Below are 14,212 nucleotides of genomic sequence, written 5' to 3'. Positions count from 1 at the left end.
GAAATCGGGCCGATCGGAGGGTCGCCCGGGGCAGTCGGAGGTCGGCGACGATGTGGCCAAGCACACGTGCGCAGCACGGCGCGTCGCTTCTGTCAAGCCCGCGATTCCGGGGCTGACCTGCGCAAACGCTTTCTGAGGGGAACCTGAAATGTGGTAAGATGGCCGCCTAGGAAGGGGTTCACCACATATGACTTTCACCGTCGGCGAAACGGTCGTCTATCCCAATCACGGGGCCGCAGTCATCGAGGACATCGAGATGCGGAAGATCAAGGGACAGGAGCGGCAATACCTCGTTCTTCGGATCGTAGCTCAGCAGGACCTCGTCGTCCGCGTACCAGCGGACAACCTCGACCTCGTCGGCGTGCGTGACGTCGTCGACAAGGAGGGACTCGACCGGGTGTTCGGCGTTCTCCGCGCCGAGCACGTCGAGGAGCCGACCAACTGGTCGCGCCGCTACAAGGCCAACCTGGAGAAGCTCCACAGCGGCGACGTCATGAAGGTCGCCGAGGTCGTGCGCGACCTGTGGCGTCGTGAGCGCGACCGCGGCCTGTCGGCCGGTGAGAAGCGGATGCTCGCCAAGGCCCGGCAGATCCTGGTCTCCGAGCTCGCCCTCTGCGAGAACACCAACGAGGACAAGGCCGAGACCATCCTCGACGAGGTCCTCGCCAGCTGATCCCAGCTCGTACGTCGAAGCGCCCCGCAGCCGATGGCTGCGGGGCGCTTTGGTCTTGGATGATCGGCAGGCCTGGCCCAGGTCGTTCCTCGCCCGGGACTCCGCAAGCTCCGCCCCGGGCTCGGGCCGACCGCCGCTTCGCGGCCGGCGACAAGCTGCCGACTAGGTTGTGACCATGGACCCGGACGACATCCCCGCGTCCGGTCTCGTCGTCGACGAGGACCGCGGCGGCCTGCCCTACCACCTGGTGCACGGGGAGTCGCTCGTCGCGGCGGCCGCCTGGGCCGCCGGGGCCGCGGGCGTCGACCTGCTCGACCTGACGACGCCCTGGGACGTGGCGGCCGACCGCGGGACGCCGCTGGTGCTGCACGACTCCCTCTGCCCGATGACGCCGCCCGACTTCATCGCACGCTGCGTCGAGATCTGCACGATGCGCGACGAGCCCGTCGTCGCCGTGCGACCGGTCACCGACACCGTCAAGCAGGTGGAGGACGGCGTGCTCGGCACGACGGTCGACCGCGACGCGCTGGTGGCGGTGTGCTCGCCGGTCGTGCTGCCCCCGCGGCTCGTCGCCGAGCTCGCCGCCAAGGGCGGGCTCCCGGCACTGCCCACCCTCGACTTCACCGGCCTGCTCGGGTGGCTGCGGACGTCGTACGACGTGCAGCTGGTCGACGCACCCGCCGCGGCGCGGAGGGTCGCGTCCGACGAGGACCTGCGGGTCCTCGAGGCGATGACGGACCCGCGCGACGCCGACCTGTAGGGCGCGTCTCGCCGCTCAGGCGGCGTCGACCTTGCGGTGCCCGATGAGCACCACGCCCTCGACCACCTTGACGTCGTAGGCCGGCACCGAGGCGTGTGCGTCGTCGAGGCAGCGGCCGGTGCGGAGGTCGAACGCGTGCCGGTGGACCGGTGAGGCTACGAACGGCACTCCGCCCCGGTTGCCGACGATGCCCTTCGCGAGGCCGCCGGCACCTGCCGACCTCGCGAACGGGTCGTGGTTGCCCAGTGCGAAGACCTCGTCCTCGTGGGTCCGGAAGATCGCGATCGCCTGCCCGTGGACCAGCGCGGTCACGCCGCGGTCGGCCTCGAGCTCGGCGATCCGGCACACGGGCTGCCACTCCTCCGCAGGGGCCGACCGAGCAGTCATGAGCCCGAACGTAGGGGCGGAGTGTTCTCGCTGACGTTTCGCTGTGTAACGCCCGTGAAAACGCTTCCTCCCGAGCCGGGTGGACCGACCCACTAGATTCGGGCCCGTGCCTGCCGCCGTCGTCGTCCTCGCCGCCGGGAGCGGCAGCCGTGTCGGCGCCGACACCAACAAGGTGCTGCTGCCGCTCGCCGGCCGCCCGCTGCTGGCCTGGTCGGTGCTGGCGGCGCTCGACGTCGACGACGTCGCGACCATCGTCGTCGTCGGCCGCCCCGAGGACCGCGACGCGCTCACCGAGGCGATCTCGCCGCTGCTAGGCGACCGCGAGGTGCTGCTGGTCGACGGCGGTGCGACGCGGCACGCCTCGGAGGACGCGGCCCTGGCCGTGCTCGCCCCGGCGATCGAGCGCGGCGAGGTCGACGTCGTCGCGATCCACGACGGCGCCCGACCACTGGCCCGTCCGGAGCTCTTCGCCCTCGCCATCGACACCGCGCGGGAGCACGGCGCCGCCGTACCGACCGTCGACCTGAGCGGGCTCGCCGACCGCGACCCGACCGCTGGCGTCCTCTCCGGCGGCGAGGTCGTCGGGGTGCAGACGCCGCAGGCGTTCCGCGCCGAGCCGCTGCTCGCCGCCTATCGCGCCGCCGCCGTCGACGGGTTCGCCGGCACCGACACCGCTGCGTGCCTCGAGCTCTACGCCGACCTGCCGATCCGGGCCGTGCCCGGCGGTGCGGCCAACCTCAAGGTGACCTACGCCGAGGACCTCAGGACCGCCGAGGCGCTGCTGGCCTGAGGTTCACGCGTTCGGCACGACGAGCGCGGTCGCGATCGCCGCGACCCCCTCGCCGCGGCCGGTCAGGCCGAGGCCATCGGTCGTGGTCGCCGAGACGGTGACGGGTGCGCCGGCGGCGGCGCTCAGCGCCTCCTCGGCCTCGGCGCGCCGCGGACCGAGCCGGGGCCGGTTGCCGATCACCTGGACGGCGATGTTGCCGATCGCGAACCCGGCCTCGGCGACCCGTCGCGCCGTCTCCTGGAGCAGTACGGCGCCCGCGGCGCCCGCCCACTGCGGCTCCGACGTGCCGAAGTTGCTGCCGAGGTCACCGAGCCCGGCGGCGGCCAGGAGCGCGTCGCACGCGGCGTGCGCCGCGACGTCGGCGTCGGAGTGGCCCTCGAGGCGCTGGTCCTCGTCGGGCCACAGCAGCCCCGCGAGCGCCAGAGGCGGGTCGTCGGGACCGCGCGGCACCAGCCGGTGCACGTCGGTGCCGACGCCGATCTGCGGCACTCCGGGCATGGTCTGGCTCACGGGCCGATCATGCCTCAGCGCGGACCGGAACGGGGCGGCGGGCGCATCCGCGCTCGCCCTGAGGGAAGATGAGCAGATGCGGACGTCTCGTGGGTGGTGGCTGGTCGCCGGGGTCGCCGCCGGCGCGCTCGGCCTCGCCCTGAGCTATGCCGTCGCGGGACTCCTGCACGTCCGCGAGTCGCCGGTGGTCGCGGTCGCCGAGGGCGTCATCCGGCTGACACCGGGGCCGGTCGCCGAGTGGGCCATCAACGTCTTCGGAGCCGCCGACAAGACGGCGCTCCTGGTCGGCATCTTCCTGGTCCTGACGGTGCTCTTCGCGTGGATCGGCCGCATCGCCCGGCGCCGCTGGTGGCTGGCGGTGCTGGCGTACGTCGCGCTGGCGCTCGTCGGTTGGCTCGCGGTCGCGGTCAAGCCCGGCGCGGTCGGCACCGGGCTGCTGCCCCTGGCGGCGGGCCTGCTCGGCTGGCTGGTCGCGATGGCCGTGCTCGCCGAGTGGCTGCGCCGCTGGGAGCTCGTCGAGGCGACCGACGAGCCCGCCACCGAGCCCACCCACAGCCGCCGGTGGTTCTTCATGTCCGTCGGCGCCACCGCCGCCGTCGCGCTCGGCGGCTGGGTGCTCGGCCGCTTCGCCTCGAGCGGCCGCGAGCGCGTCGAGGAGACCCGCCGCCTGCTGCGGCTCGACGGGGTGACCGAGCCGTCGGTCCCGCAGGGGGTCGAGGTCGGTGTGGAGGGCGTACGGCCGTGGCGCACAGCGGCGCAGGACTTCTACACGATCGACACCGCCATCGCGCCGCCCACGATCGAGCCCCAGGACTGGGCGCTGCGCATCCACGGCCTGGTCGACCACGAGCTGCTGCTCACCTACGACGACCTGATCTCCCGCGAGATCACCGAGGACTGGATCACCCTCAACTGCGTCTCCAACCCGGTCGGCGGCGACCTGATCGGCAACGCCTGGTGGAGCGGTGTGCGCTGGGCGGCGATCCTCGCCGAGGCCGGCCCGCAGGACGGCGCCGACGCGGTGCTCCAGAAGTCCGAGGACGGCTGGACCTGCGGCACCCCGCTGGCGGCCCTGATGGACGACCGCAACGCCCTGCTCGCGGTCGCGATGAACGGCAGCCCGCTGCCCGTGGAGCACGGCTTCCCCGTCCGCTCGATCGTGCCGGGCCTCTACGGGTACGTCTCCGCGTGCAAGTGGGTCATCGACGTCGAGGTCACCCGCTTCGACGACATCACGGCCTACTGGACCGACAAGGGCTGGGCCGAGCTGGGGCCGGTGAAGATGTCCTCGCGCATCGCTGTCCCGGGGCCCGGCGAGGACGTCAAGACCGGTGCCCTCGTCGTCGCGGGCGAGGCGTGGGCCCAGCACACCGGCATCGCCGGCGTGGCCGTCTCCCTCGACGGCGGTCCGTGGACGCCGGCAGACCTCGCGCGGGTGCCCAACGACGACACCTGGGTGCAGTGGCGGGTCGAGATCGACGTACCTGCCGGCGACCACGAGCTGCGGGTCCGCGCCAGCGACAAGTCCGGCGAGATCCAGACCGGCGTGGTCCGCGACGTGCTGCCGGACGGCGCCACCGGGTGGCACACGGTCTCGTTCTCCGCCTCGGAGTGACCGGACTGCGGTTGGATGACCGCATGGACGACTTCGGTGCACTGACCGGCGGCGCGCTGGTCGTCGGCGGCTCCGGCGGCATCGGCCGCGCGATCGCGGCGCTCCTCGGCGAGCGCGGCGCCCGGGTGGCGGTCACGCATCGCACGCGCGCGGTCGACGGCGCGCCGTCGTACCAGCTCGACCTCGCCGACCCGGCTGCCGTCGCTCCGGTCGTGGGCCAGGTCGCCGACGAGCTCGGCGGGCTGCACACCGTGGTCCACGCGGCCGGCCCGCACGTCCCGATGGTCCACCTGTCGCGGGTGGCGCCCGAGCAGATGGCCGACCAGCTCGCCGCGGACGCGGCCGGGTTCTTCGCGGTCGCGGCCGCCTCACTGCCGCACCTGCGCGAGACCTCCGGATCGCTCGTCGCCGTCACCACCGCGGCGACGACGCGCTTCCCGGTGCGCGACGGCCTGTCGTCCGCGCCCAAGGCCGCCGTCGAGGCGATGGCCCGCGCACTTGCCGTCGAGGAGGGCCGGTACGGCGTCCGCGTCAACTGCGTCGGCCCCGGCATGCTCACCGACGGCATGGCGGAGCGGCTCATCTCCTCCGGCGAGCTCGACGACGCCGCGCTCGAGATCACCCGCGGCAACATCCCGCTCCGCCGCTTCGGCTCCGCCGGCGACATCGCCGAGGCGGTCGCGTTCCTCGCCAGCCCGCGCGCCAGCTTCATCAGCGGCCAGAAGCTGGACGTGGACGGGGGCTACGGGGCGTAGAGCGCGCCTGCGCTTCGGAAGGGGTTGTGCGTCGGCTGGGGCCGCTGCCCGTCGGTCCCGGAGGGCCCTACGGTCGCAGAGCGCCTTGCCGCGCGCGGCTCTGTGGTCGCGCATCCCGGTGGTTCCGGCCGGCGCGTCATCGGCGATGCCCCCCGGGCCCTCCGGGCCCGCCGGTCAGCGGCTCCGTCCGGCTCACGGCGGGCTGTGGGGCACGCTGCGTGTTTGTCGGCGCAGACTCACCAGTTGCTGTGCTTGCCGGGCGACGGCAGCGGGTGCTCGGCGTCGTGAATCAGATAGCTCAGGCCACCGGACGCCTCCAGCCAGACCCGCTCGAGCTGGCCGCGCTGGTAGACCCGGCGCACGCCCTTGCGGGTGGCCGCCGCGGGGTCGTTGACGACGACGTCGCCGTCCTCCTGGAAGCCGACGATCACGAGCAGGTGCCCGTTCGACGATCCGATCGGGGCGCCGTCGAGCTCGCCGGGGCCGAACGCGATCGACGCGACCACGGGGATGCCGGCCTTGACCAGCTTCTCCGCCTCGCGCAGCGAGCGCAGCCGGGTCACGAAGCCCTTGCCGGCGAGCGGCGCGGCGTACGCCGTGTTGAACGGCCAGTTGCCGGTGCCGTCGTAGGCGAAGTCGTAGGTGGAGCGGGCGGCGTGGTCGACGAACGGCGCCACGTGGTCGTCGGGGACCCAGCTGTAGCGCTGGGGGTCTGGGAGGGCGTCGTAGTAGCCGAGCACCATCGAGGTCGAGGTCGGCGAGCACCACGCCTCACCGCCGCCGCCCCACTCGGGGTAGTGGCCCTCGTGGGTCATCTGCGAGAACCGCGGCACGGCCAGCACCGTGCCTCCGGCGACGCCCGGCTCGGAGGTCGGGCCCGCCGACGCGGGGATCCGCGAGGCCATGGCGGTGGCGAGGTCGGCCGACGGCTTCGCCGTGGTGCCGGTACGGCGCAGCAGGCTCACGCGCAGCTGGTAGGACGTGAGGCCGCCGGTGACCCAGGTGTCGACGTTGACCGAGGTGCCATCGTCGGGCTGGTCGGCGCCGCTGTGCCGCTCCAGGTGCTTGTGGCCGGACTTCCAGCGGGCGAGCAGGTCCCACGACGTGGTGTCGCCCCCGCCCTTGCCGCGGACGCTGATCTCGACGAAAGCATTGCCGTTGGTGAGCGCCGACCACGACGCGATCAGCTCGTCGAACGCGAAGCCGGGGGAGGCCCACGGCGAGGTCCACTGCGCGCGGTCGTAGGGCCGGCCGGCGTGGGTCACCGTCGCCGCCGCGCGGTCGAACACCACGCGGCCCTCGCGCACCTTCACGCCGGACAGCGAGCCCTGGCGCCACTGCTCCGAGGTGTCCCACGCGCGGAGCCGGATGTGCCGGTCGTCGGTCCCGACGGCGGCGTGGTCCGCCCGGAGGACCACCGTGGCGCCGCCGCCGTCGCCGGGGCGGCCGGGGTCGGGCTCGGCCATCGCGGGCGCGGGAGCGGCCAGTGCGGCGGACAGGAGCAGGGGAAGAGCTACTCGTCGCATGGATTTTACGTTACGTCACTTCCGTCACAGGAGTCACAAGGCGGAGGTACGGCGTGGCGGCCCCCGCGGATGCCGCGCGCGCTTCCGGGCACCGGACCAGGGTGCGGATCTCGGCCTTGCGCGCCGCCACCTGGCGCCACCCCCGGCTGCTGCTCGCGACCAAGACCGCGGTGGCGGCGGGCCTGGCCTGGGTCCTGGTGCAGCCACTGGGCGGGTTCGTCGACGACTACCCCTACTACGCGCCGTTGGGCGCCGTGGCGGCCATGTCGACGAGCGTGGTCAGCTCGGTACGGACGGCCGTGCAGGCAGTCGTCGCGATCCTCACCGGCGCGACGATCGCGCTCCTCGTCGACGCGCTCGCCCTGCCGGGACCGGCCGGTGTCGCCGTCGGCATCGGGGCCGGCGTGTTGGTCGGCGGACTCGGCGTCTACGGGGCGATGGGCTCGTGGGTCCCGTTCGCGACGCTGTTCGTCCTGATCCTGGGCGGAGAGGATCCCTGGCGGTACGCCGCGGCGTACGGCGGGCTCGTCGCCCTCGGCGGGATGGTGGGGGTCGGCGTCAACCTCGCGGTGCCGCAGCTGCTGCTGACGCCGGCGGTCATGGCCGAGGACCGCCTCCGGGAACGGCTCGCCGACCAGCTCGACCTGCTCGCCGACGGTCTGGACCACGAGGAACCGCTCACCGCCGACGCCTGGCAGGAGCTCCGGCTCTCCCTGGAGCTGGACGCCCGCCGGGTCGAGGAGCTGGTCGAGGCGGCGAGCGAGGCCCGTCGGGCGAACTGGCGCGCCCGGCGCTGGGCCGCAGCGGCGGACCAGCGCGAGGTCCGCGCCCGCGCGCTCCGCCGGCTGACGGGCTGCGTCGACGACGTCATCGCGCTCGTCACGGACGTCCGCACGTCGGTGCACGCCGAGGACGAGGTCGCCGGCGGGCTCCGCGCCGACGCCGCGGTGGCGTTCCGCGCGGTGGCGACGATGCTGCGGACGGTGGAGGACTCGGCCGACGAGCGCGACCCGGAGAGCTCCGGGGTCGCGCACGCTGCCGCCGTGGCCGTCGACAGGCTCTCGCGCGCGGTGGGCGACGCAGCGGTCGCGTCCAGCGGTGGCTACCTCGCCGCGGCCGCGATCGCGGTGAGCCTCCACCAGGCCGTCGACGCGTGGGCCTGACCGGCGGTCGGCGCTGATGCGGCTGCGCCGTACTCCCATCCCTAGACTTGGCGGGTGACCTTCAGGCTGTACGACACCCAGACCCGCGAAGTCCGTGACTTCGTGCCCCTGCGGGAGGGCAAGGCGGGTCTCTACGTGTGTGGCCTGACGGTGCAGAGCGAGCCCCACGTCGGGCACGTGCGGTCGGGCGTCAACTTCGACGTGCTGCAGCGGTGGCTGCGCCACCTCGGCTACGAGGTGACCTTCATCCGCAACATCACCGACATCGACGACAAGATCCTGATCAAGTCGGCCGAGCAGGGGCGCCCCTGGTACAACCTCGCCTACGACATGAGTCGGCAGCTCGACGCGGCCTACGCGGCGCTCAACGTGGCGCCGCCGACCTACGAGCCGCTCGCCACCGGCCACATCCCGGAGATGATCGAGCTGATCGGGCAGCTGATCGAGCGCGGCCACGCCTACCCGGCCGAGGACGGCTCCGGCGACGTCTACTTCGACGTCCGGTCCTGGTCGTCGTACGGCGAGCTCACCCACCAGGGCGTCGACGACATGGAGCCCGCCGCCGACGCCGACCCGCGCGGCAAGCGCGACCCGCGCGACTTCGCGCTCTGGAAGGGCCGCAAGGACAGCGAGCCCGAGACCGCCTCGTGGCCGAGCCCGTGGGGTCGCGGCCGGCCCGGCTGGCACATCGAGTGCTCCGCGATGGCCGGCAAGTACCTCGGCACCGCGTTCGACATCCACGGCGGCGGCGTCGACCTCCGCTTCCCGCACCACGAGAACGAGCTGGCGCAGTCGCGGGCCGCAGGTGGCGACTTCGCGACGTACTGGATGCACAACGCGTGGATCACCACCGCCGGCGAGAAGATGTCGAAGTCGCTCGGCAACACCCTCTCCATCCCCGCGATCCTCGAGAAGTACCGCGGCATCGAGCTGCGCTACTACATCGTCTCCGCGCACTACCGCTCGCACGTGGAGTTCAGCTTCGAGGCGCTCGACGAGGCGGCGGTCGGTTTCCGGCGGGTCGAGCGCTTCCTGGAGCGGGCGTACGGCGAGCTGGGCGAGGTGCCGTCCGGAGGTGAGCCGCCGACCGCGTTCGCCGACGCCATGAACGACGACCTCGGGACGCCGGCCGCGGTGGCCGTCCTGCACGACGCCGTGCGCGACGGCAACCGGTTCATCGCCGACGGCGCGACCGCCTCTCTGCGCGACACCACCCGTGCCGTGCGGGCGATGCTCGACGTGCTCGGTCTCGACCCGGCCGACCCGGCCTGGGCGACCCCGGCCGGCAGCGCCGGTGACGACGCACTGAAGGGCGCCGTCGATGCCCTGGTGGCCGGCCTGCTCGAGGAGCGCGCTGCTGCCCGCGAGGCCAAGGACTGGGCGCGCGCCGATGCGATCCGGGACCGGATCAAGGCCGCCGGCATCGAGGTCACCGACACCCCTGACGGACCTACCTGGACGGTTGACTGATGCCCGGTAACTCCAATCGACGCGGCGCGGTCCGCAAGTCGAGCAAGAAGCCCACGGCCGGCTCCGGCGGCCGCGTGCGCCGCGGCCTCGAGGGCAGGAAGGCGACGCCCAAGGCCGAGGACCGCGAGTACCACAAGGCCCACAAGGCGAAGAAGGCCCGTGAGGCGGCGGCCAAGAAGTCCGGAGGACCGCGTCGCCGCGCGTCCGGCTCGGGCGACGAGTGGATCGCCGGTCGCAACTCGGTCGTCGAGGCGCTCCGCGAGCATGTCCCGATCACGTCGGTCTACGTCGCCGAGGGGGCCGAGCGGGACGGCCGGCTGCGCGAGACGTTCAAGCTCGCGGCCGAGCGCGGCGTCGGCCTGCTCGAGGTGAGCCGCGGCGAGCTCGACCGGCTGACCGACGGCGCCGTCCACCAGGGCCTCGCCGCCCGGATCCCCGCGTACGAGTACGCGCACCCCGACGATCTCGTGGACGCCGCCGAGGAGCAGGGGGAGAAGCCGCTGATCGTGGTCCTCGACTCGATCACCGACCCGCGCAACCTCGGCGCGATCGTGCGCAGCGCGTCCGGCTTCGGTGCGCACGGCGTCGTCGTACCCGAGCGCCGCGCCGCGCACATGACCGCCGCGGCGTGGAAGACCTCGGCCGGTGCCGCGGCGCGGATCCCCGTCGCCCAGGCGGGCAACCTCACGCGGCAGCTGAAGGCCTACCAGGAGGCCGGCTGCTTCGTCGTCGGCCTCGCGGCCGACGGCGACCTGAGCCTGCCCGACCTGGTCGCCGACACCGACCTGGTCACCGGCCCCCTCGTCGTCGTGGTCGGCGCCGAGGGTGGCGGTCTGTCCCGCCTGGTCGCCGAGACGTGCGACCACCTCGTGTCCATCCCGATGGCCGGCGTGCTCGAGTCGCTCAACGCAGGCGTGGCCGCCTCGGTGGCGCTGTACGCGATCTCGCAAGCGCGGGCGTGACGTAGCCCCTGGCAGGGTTGACGACGTGGACGTCCCACCGAGTCTCCGCCGCGTGCGCTGGCGATGGGTGGCCGTCGTCGGGCTGTCGTGGCTCGCGCTGGCGCTCGTGGTCGGCACGTTCCTGTTCCTCACCGGTGAGCGCACCGTCGACGTCGCCAGTCACGAGGCGACGGTCAGCCCGGACCTCTCCGGCCACGTCGTGGTCCGGACGGGCGCGCTGCTCCCCGATGCCCGGGCGGAGTCGGGATCACCGGTGGGGCTGGAGATCGTGCTCGGCAAGACCGACGCGGCGACGGTGGAGGAGCTGACCCAGCGGTACGCCGCGATCGGGTCCAACCCGCAGCCCCAGGTCGCCAACGTGCAGCGGGCCGTCGCCCAGCTGGCCGTCGACAGCGCCCTGCGCGGCCTCGCCCTCGCGGCGCTGCCGCTGCTGGTCGGCGCCCTGCTGGGTCAGCGCCGCCGGCGCGAGCTGCTCCGTCGCGCCTGGTCCCGTGAAGGCGTGGTCGCGTTCGCCGTGCTCCTGCTCGTCACGGGTGTCCTCGTGACCCCGTGGCGCTGGGGCGACCGGCGCGAGACCGAGGAGGAATGGATCCCGCTGGCGTCGTTCCTCGGGCCCGCCGTGACCCTGCCCGACGAGGCGCAGCAGGTGGAGATCCTGGCCGGCGGCGTCACCACGCAGACCCGCCGCCTCGTCGAGAGCGCGGTCAGCACCTACCGCAAGGGCGTGCAGTTCTACGACGACGCGGCCGAGGCGGCCGCGACGCTGGACCTGCGCGAGCCGGAGGACGGCGAGACCGTCGTGCTGCTGGTGTCCGACCGCCACGACAACATCGGCATGGACCCGGTCGCGCGCGCGGTCGCGGACGCCGGCGGGGCCACGGCGGTCTTCGACGCCGGCGACGACACCTCGACAGGGGAGCCGTGGGAGGCCTTCTCGCTCGACTCCCTCAACGAGGCGTTCGACGACCTCGACCGCTGGGCGGTCGCCGGCAACCACGACCACGGCGACTTCGTCCGCAACCGCCTCGAGGGCCTGGGCTGGTCGTACTTCGACGGCGAGGTCGTCGACGGTCCGGCCGACACGCGCCTCCTCGGCATCGACGATCCCCGGTCGAGCGGGTTCGGCGACTGGCGCGACGAGACGGGCATCAGCTTCACCGACGTCGCGGACCTGCTGGCCGAGGAGGCCTGCGCCGCCGACGAGGACGGCGAGCGGGTGGGGACCCTGCTCGTGCACGACGCGAACCTCGGCGGCCCGGCGCTCGCGCGCGGCTGCGTCGACCTCGTCGTCGGCGGGCACACCCACGTCCAGGACGGACCGACTCGCGTGGTGGGCGACAACGGGGAGACGGGCTACACGTTCACGGTCGGCACCGCGGGCGGCGCGGCGTACGCCGTCGCGGTCGGCGGCAAGCTGCGCCGCCCCGCGGGGCTCGCCCTGATCACCTACGCCGACGGCCGCCCGATCGGGGTGCAGGGCCTCACCCTCCAGACGACCGGCCGCTGGGACGTCGGCCGCTGGGTGCCGCTGACTTACTGACTCCGGGCAGTGCGTAGCCTGCGAGCGTGGAGAGGTTGCTGCCGACCGAGGAGTCCCGTGAGCTGCTCGCGCTCGCCCGCGAGATCGCGACGAAGGAGCTCGCGCCGCAGGTCGCCGAAGCGGAGGAGGCGGCGGTCTTCCCGGAGGCCGCCTACCGCCTGCTCGGGCGCTCCGGACTCCTGGCGCTGCCGTTCCCCGAGGAGTACGGCGGTGGCGGGCAGCCGTACGAGGTCTACCTGCAGGTCGTCGAGGAGATCGCGGCCGCGTGGCCGAGCGTCGGCGTCGGCACCAGCGTCCACTCGCTGACCGCGACCGTGGTCGAGGCCAACGGCAGCCAGGCGCTGAAGGACGCGTGGCTGCCGCGGATGCTGTCGGGCGACTGGCTCGGCGCCTACTGCCTGTCCGAGCCGCAGGCGGGCTCCGACGTCAGCGGCATCCGGACGGCGGCCCGGCTCGACGGCAGCGAGTACGTCGTCCGCGGCACCAAGCAGTGGATCAGCAACGGCTCGTGCGCCGACTACTACATCCTCTTCGCCCGCACCTCGCCCGACCCCAAGCGCGGGCTGTCCGCGTTCGTGGTGCCCGACGGGACCGCAGGCATGTCGTTCGGCGCCCCGGAGAAGAAGATGGGGCTCGCCTGCGACGTCACCACCCAGGTGCTCTTCGACGACGCCCGGCTGCCCGCCGACCAGCTAATCGGCGAGGAGGGCGAGGGCATGCGCGTCGCGCTGTCGGCGCTCGACGCAGGTCGCCTCGGCATCGCGGCCGTCGCGACCGGCATCGGCCAGGCGGCGCTCGACCACGCCGTGCGCTACGCCAAGGAGCGCGAGCAGTTCGGGCAGCCGATCGGTGACTTCCAGGGCATCCAGTTCCTCCTCGCCGACATGGCGGCCGAGGTCGAGCGGGCGCGGGCGACGTACCTCCACGCCGCACGGCTCAAGGACGCGGGTCGGCCGTTCTCGCGTCAGGCGTCGATCGCCAAGCTCACCGCGACCGACGCGGCGATGCGGGTGACGACCGACGCCGTGCAGGTGCTCGCCGGCAACGGCTACACGCGGGACTACCCCGTGGAGCGGCTGTTCCGCGACGCCAAGGTGACCCAGATCTTCGAGGGCACGAACCAGATCCAGAGGATGGTCATCGGCCGGGACCTGCTCCGCTGAAGCCCGCGCCGGTAAAATCTGCCCCGTTCCGCCGCGTTGGCGGGGTCGTAGGACCACCATCGGGAGATGAACCGCTTCTCCTACCTCCGCGGGCTCATCAAGTCCCGCTTCGTCGTCGTCCTCGCGGCCGCTGTCGTCGTGTCCGCCGGGAGCTATGGCATCGGCCTTGCGGCCGGCTCGCAGCGGACCCCTGGACATGTGAGGGTCTGTGTCGACCACGGGGTCGTCGTCGCCCCCCGCGCGGACGGCAAGTGCCGTCGCGGCTCGCGCATGATCGAGATCGCCATCCGCGGCGAGCGCGGAGCGACCGGCCCCGCCGGCCCCGCTGGTCCCGCCGGCGAGACCGGCCCAGCAGGTGAGCCCGGGGAGGCCGGCGAGCCCGGTCCCGCGGGCCCCGCTGGCCCCAAGGGCGACAAGGGGGAGCCGGGAACCGTGGGTCCGGCCGGACCCGTGGGTCCGACGGGACCGATGGGTGCCACCGGACCGATCGGCCCCGCCGGCCCGAAGGGCGAGACCGGGGCCCAGGGGCCACAGGGCCCGATCGGACCGATCGGGCCCATCGGACCGATCGGACCCATGGGACCGATGGGCCCCGAGGGTCCGCCGGGCACTGCGGCGCTGTTCGGGACGAACACCTCGCTCGCCCAGCCTGGCCACGGCGGCGATTGCACGCTCGGCGAGGTCTGGCTGACCGCCGGCGGCCGCGGGAGCGCCATGCCCGCCCGGGGCCAGATCTTCCCGATCAACCAGTGGCAGGCGCTCTTCTCGCTCCTCGGCACTGACTATGGCGGGAACGGTCAGACGACGTTCGCGCTGCCCGACCTCCGGGAGGAGGCACCGAACGGCCTCACCTACGTGATCTGCATCGAGGGCATCTACCCCGCCCCCGACTAGTTCT

General features: G+C 73.4%; 14 protein-coding genes. 11 read left to right on the top strand and 3 right to left on the bottom strand.

Annotation, left to right across the window (positions count from 1 at the left end; all coding sequences use genetic code 11):
* Positions 1–187: 187 nt before the first annotated feature.
* The gene (locus tag HNR19_RS17565) at positions 188–673 is read left to right on the top strand and encodes a CarD family transcriptional regulator (protein ID WP_179669112.1); all 486 of its coding nucleotides are present in this window, start codon (positions 188–190) and stop codon (positions 671–673) included.
* A 175-nt stretch (positions 674–848) separates the two neighbouring features.
* The gene (locus HNR19_RS17560) at positions 849–1,433 is read left to right on the top strand and encodes a 2-C-methyl-D-erythritol 4-phosphate cytidylyltransferase (RefSeq protein ID WP_179669111.1); all 585 of its coding nucleotides are present in this window, start codon (positions 849–851) and stop codon (positions 1,431–1,433) included.
* Between the two features lie 15 nt (positions 1,434–1,448).
* Here the strand turns inward: HNR19_RS17560 and nirD are convergent, their stop codons facing one another.
* Positions 1,449–1,820, bottom strand: coding sequence for a nitrite reductase small subunit NirD (nirD, locus tag HNR19_RS17555; RefSeq protein WP_179669110.1), 372 nt, complete (start codon positions 1,818–1,820; stop codon positions 1,449–1,451).
* Positions 1,821–1,926: 106 nt separating this feature from the next.
* Between nirD and HNR19_RS17550 the strand changes: the two genes are divergently transcribed.
* On the top strand, positions 1,927–2,610 hold the full coding sequence (locus HNR19_RS17550; protein WP_179669109.1) for a 2-C-methyl-D-erythritol 4-phosphate cytidylyltransferase: 684 nt from the start codon (positions 1,927–1,929) through the stop codon (positions 2,608–2,610).
* A gap of 3 nt (positions 2,611–2,613) precedes the next feature.
* On the opposite strand, the gene ispF is transcribed toward HNR19_RS17550, so the two are convergent.
* The gene (gene ispF / locus HNR19_RS17545) at positions 2,614–3,108 is read right to left on the bottom strand and encodes a 2-C-methyl-D-erythritol 2,4-cyclodiphosphate synthase (protein ID WP_179670356.1); all 495 of its coding nucleotides are present in this window, start codon (positions 3,106–3,108) and stop codon (positions 2,614–2,616) included.
* Between the two features lie 88 nt (positions 3,109–3,196).
* Between ispF and HNR19_RS17540 the strand changes: the two genes are divergently transcribed.
* A complete protein-coding gene (locus HNR19_RS17540; RefSeq protein WP_179669108.1) occupies positions 3,197–4,735 on the top strand; it encodes a molybdopterin-dependent oxidoreductase in 1,539 nt (512 codons plus the stop codon).
* Positions 4,736–4,758: 23 nt separating this feature from the next.
* Positions 4,759–5,490: an SDR family NAD(P)-dependent oxidoreductase gene (locus HNR19_RS17535; RefSeq protein ID WP_179669107.1), complete on the top strand. Its 732-nt coding sequence runs from the start codon at positions 4,759–4,761 to the stop codon at positions 5,488–5,490.
* Between the two features lie 236 nt (positions 5,491–5,726).
* On the opposite strand, the gene HNR19_RS17530 is transcribed toward HNR19_RS17535, so the two are convergent.
* Positions 5,727–7,016: a peptidase C39 family protein gene (locus HNR19_RS17530; RefSeq protein ID WP_179669106.1), complete on the bottom strand. Its 1,290-nt coding sequence runs from the start codon at positions 7,014–7,016 to the stop codon at positions 5,727–5,729.
* Between the two features lie 116 nt (positions 7,017–7,132).
* On the opposite strand from HNR19_RS17530, the gene HNR19_RS17525 reads away from it, so the two are divergent.
* The 6 genes from HNR19_RS17525 to HNR19_RS23255 all read left to right on the top strand — a co-directional run bounded on the left by HNR19_RS17525 (position 7,133) and on the right by HNR19_RS23255 (position 14,208).
* Positions 7,133–8,179 carry an FUSC family protein gene (locus tag HNR19_RS17525; RefSeq protein ID WP_179669105.1) on the top strand — a complete coding sequence of 349 codons (1,047 nt, stop codon included), beginning with the start codon at positions 7,133–7,135 and terminating at the stop codon, positions 8,177–8,179.
* A gap of 54 nt (positions 8,180–8,233) precedes the next feature.
* Positions 8,234–9,649, top strand: coding sequence for a cysteine--tRNA ligase (gene cysS / locus HNR19_RS17520; protein WP_179669104.1), 1,416 nt, complete (start codon positions 8,234–8,236; stop codon positions 9,647–9,649).
* Entirely contained in the window at positions 9,649–10,611 is a 963-nt protein-coding gene (gene rlmB, locus HNR19_RS17515; RefSeq protein ID WP_179669103.1) for a 23S rRNA (guanosine(2251)-2'-O)-methyltransferase RlmB, read from the top strand. Before cysS ends, rlmB begins: the two co-directional genes overlap by 1 nt.
* A 52-nt stretch (positions 10,612–10,663) precedes the next feature.
* On the top strand, positions 10,664–12,151 hold the full coding sequence (locus HNR19_RS17510) for a metallophosphoesterase family protein (RefSeq protein ID WP_343047257.1): 1,488 nt from the start codon (positions 10,664–10,666) through the stop codon (positions 12,149–12,151).
* Between the two features lie 26 nt (positions 12,152–12,177).
* On the top strand, positions 12,178–13,314 hold the full coding sequence (locus HNR19_RS17505) for an acyl-CoA dehydrogenase family protein (RefSeq protein WP_179669102.1): 1,137 nt from the start codon (positions 12,178–12,180) through the stop codon (positions 13,312–13,314).
* Positions 13,315–13,380: 66 nt separating this feature from the next.
* Positions 13,381–14,208 (top strand): phage tail protein, encoded by an 828-nt coding sequence (locus HNR19_RS23255; protein ID WP_179669101.1) that lies wholly within the window; start codon positions 13,381–13,383, stop codon positions 14,206–14,208.
* Positions 14,209–14,212: the final 4 nt, after the last annotated feature.

Origin of the sequence: Nocardioides thalensis (genome assembly GCF_013410655.1) — a bacterium.
Taxonomy (GTDB): Bacteria; Actinomycetota; Actinomycetes; order Propionibacteriales; family Nocardioidaceae; genus Nocardioides; species Nocardioides thalensis.
The sequence above is the reverse complement of the archived record's forward strand: the minus strand, read 5'-3'. Positions and strand labels throughout refer to the sequence as shown.

Bases quoted from the DNA above. Each gene is read 5' to 3' on its own strand.
- HNR19_RS17565 (WP_179669112.1), top strand. From the start codon at position 188: ATGACTTTCACCGTCGGCGAAACGGTCGTCTATCCCAATCACGGGGCC.
- HNR19_RS17560 (WP_179669111.1), top strand. From the start codon at position 849: ATGGACCCGGACGACATCCCCGCGTCCGGTCTCGTCGTCGACGAGGAC.
- nirD (WP_179669110.1), bottom strand. From the start codon at position 1,820: ATGACTGCTCGGTCGGCCCCTGCGGAGGAGTGGCAGCCCGTGTGCCGG.
- ispF (WP_179670356.1), bottom strand. From the start codon at position 3,108: ATGCCCGGAGTGCCGCAGATCGGCGTCGGCACCGACGTGCACCGGCTG.
- HNR19_RS17540 (WP_179669108.1), top strand. From the start codon at position 3,197: ATGCGGACGTCTCGTGGGTGGTGGCTGGTCGCCGGGGTCGCCGCCGGC.
- HNR19_RS17535 (WP_179669107.1), top strand. From the start codon at position 4,759: ATGGACGACTTCGGTGCACTGACCGGCGGCGCGCTGGTCGTCGGCGGC.
- HNR19_RS17530 (WP_179669106.1), bottom strand. From the start codon at position 7,016: ATGCGACGAGTAGCTCTTCCCCTGCTCCTGTCCGCCGCACTGGCCGCT.
- rlmB (WP_179669103.1), top strand. From the start codon at position 9,649: ATGCCCGGTAACTCCAATCGACGCGGCGCGGTCCGCAAGTCGAGCAAG.
- HNR19_RS23255 (WP_179669101.1), top strand. From the start codon at position 13,381: ATGAACCGCTTCTCCTACCTCCGCGGGCTCATCAAGTCCCGCTTCGTC.